Here is a 1,930-nt window from a genome sequence, read left to right as displayed (position 1 = left end):
CCCCGTAATCGTAAAATTGCCGACGTTTGTAGACGACGCCTGCGACACGAAGCCGCCGTTCGCGAGTATCGTTCGCGTCGTCGTCGGAGCGAGGTATCCTCCAGAGAGGGTGAGATCGCGGAACTGGGAGGCGTAGTAGTCAGAAGACGTAGTGCTGAAGAAACTGTTTATCGATTTATAATAGTCATTCGATGTCGTGGACCATCGTGCCTTCGTGGATTCCCAATAGTCAGAGGAAGTAGTCGCCCACAACTGCGAAACCGCTGCGTAATCAGTGCCCGCGACAGCTGCCAAAATAGAGCCGCTGCCATTCGTCTTTAACAAAGAATTCGTGATCGAGGAGACCGCGAGATTCGTCGTAGTCGCCTGCGTTGTCGTTGCATTTCCGACCACAACCAGGTTTCCGTTAAACGTGGAAGACGCGCTGACCAAAATTCCGAGCGTAGTCGTCGGTCGCAGAGCACCTGCGACTACATTCCAATCCCTGAATTGCAACGCATAATAATCCTGCGACGTAGTGGAGAAGAAATCACCCGTGAGCTTATAGTAATTCGCCGATGTCGTAGAGAAGAAATATCCTTTATCCAGACCATCGAGATACGTCTGCACGCGGCCGGGCGTATAGTAGAGATTCGAGCCTTCTGCAACATTAGTCGTAAGGAGTCCCAATGACGACGTACCGATCTGCTGCCAGCCTCCGCCCGCGTACGAGCCGACCAATATCCCTGCCGCGGTTGGGTTTAATATGCCCGTGCCTCCCCTATTCGCCGCCAACGTTCCGAACCACTGCGGCGTGAACGTATGCGTATCGCCCAACGACGTAATCGAAAGACCGATATTGGCATCCGACGTCGTAGCGAACGTCTGCGTCGAGCCGTTCTGGTACGGAGAATACTGAGCACCGATCGCCGTAATGCCTCCGCCCGCGCCTGCGTCAGCTCCGCAACCGAATTGGCCGGTCGTCGAATTCCAGACGAGCTTGTCAGACGAGCCGGAACATGACACAAGGCCAGCGCCCCTGATGGAGCCGCTCACATAGAGATTCGTGGTCGTAGCGTTCGTCGCGGTTGCATTACCGCCTACGGCGAGGTTGCCTGTAAGCGTAAAATTACCGACATTCGTCGAAGAACCCTGCGACACGAAGCCGCCGTTCGCGAGTATCGTTCGCGTCGTCGTCGGAGCGAGGTATCCGCCGGAAAGGACGAAATCGCGGAACTGGGAGGCGTAGTAATTTTGCGAGCTCGTGCTGAAGAAATTGCCCGTCGATTTATAGTAATCAGCCGATGTGGTGGACCAGAAATTGGAGACGGACTTGTAATAATCCGAAGAAGTCGTGGACCATCTTGGAATCGTAGAATCCCAGTACAAGGCAGAGGTAGTAGACCAGAAATTGTTAACTGATTTGTAGTAGTCGGTTGATGTCGTGGACCAGAGCTGTCCCGGCGCGACGTAATCAGTTCCGGCTATCGCCGGGATGATCGAGCCATTACCGTTCGTTTTAAGGAGAGAGTTGGCGACCGAAGAAATCGCCAAATTGGTCGTCGTCGCTTGAGTCGCAGTGGCATTTCCCGAAATGACGAGATTCGCATTGATCGTGGATGAAGCGTTCACGAGGATTCCGAGCGTCGTAGTCGGCCTCAAAGCGCCGGCGGCGATATTCCAGTCCCTAAATTGCGAGACGTAATAATCCTGCGATGTCGTCGAAAAGAAGTTGCTTACCGAGCGATAGTAATCAGAGGAAGTGGTGCTCCAAAGTTGACCAGGAGCCGCATAATCGGTCCCAGCGACAGCCGCGACGACCGAACCAGAACCATTGGTTTTCAACAGAGAGTTGGTAACGGAAGAAACGGCTAAATTGGTCGTAGTCGCCTGCGTTGTCGTTGCATTTCCGACCACGACCAGGTTTCCGTTAAACGTGGAAGACGCGCTG

Annotated in this window: 1 protein-coding gene; it reads right to left on the bottom strand. The window is 53.8% G+C overall.

Annotated features, from left to right (window positions below):
- Positions 1–1,930 (bottom strand): hypothetical protein (locus VHE10_03540; protein ID HVU06829.1); only part of this gene is annotated, 1,930 nt, incomplete at both ends.

Source organism: Candidatus Paceibacterota bacterium (assembly GCA_035546035.1).
In the GTDB taxonomy this organism is placed as follows: Bacteria; Patescibacteriota; Minisyncoccia; order Phycocordibacterales; family UBA6065; genus UBA6065.
This window is presented reverse-complemented; position numbering and strand designations above follow the sequence as displayed.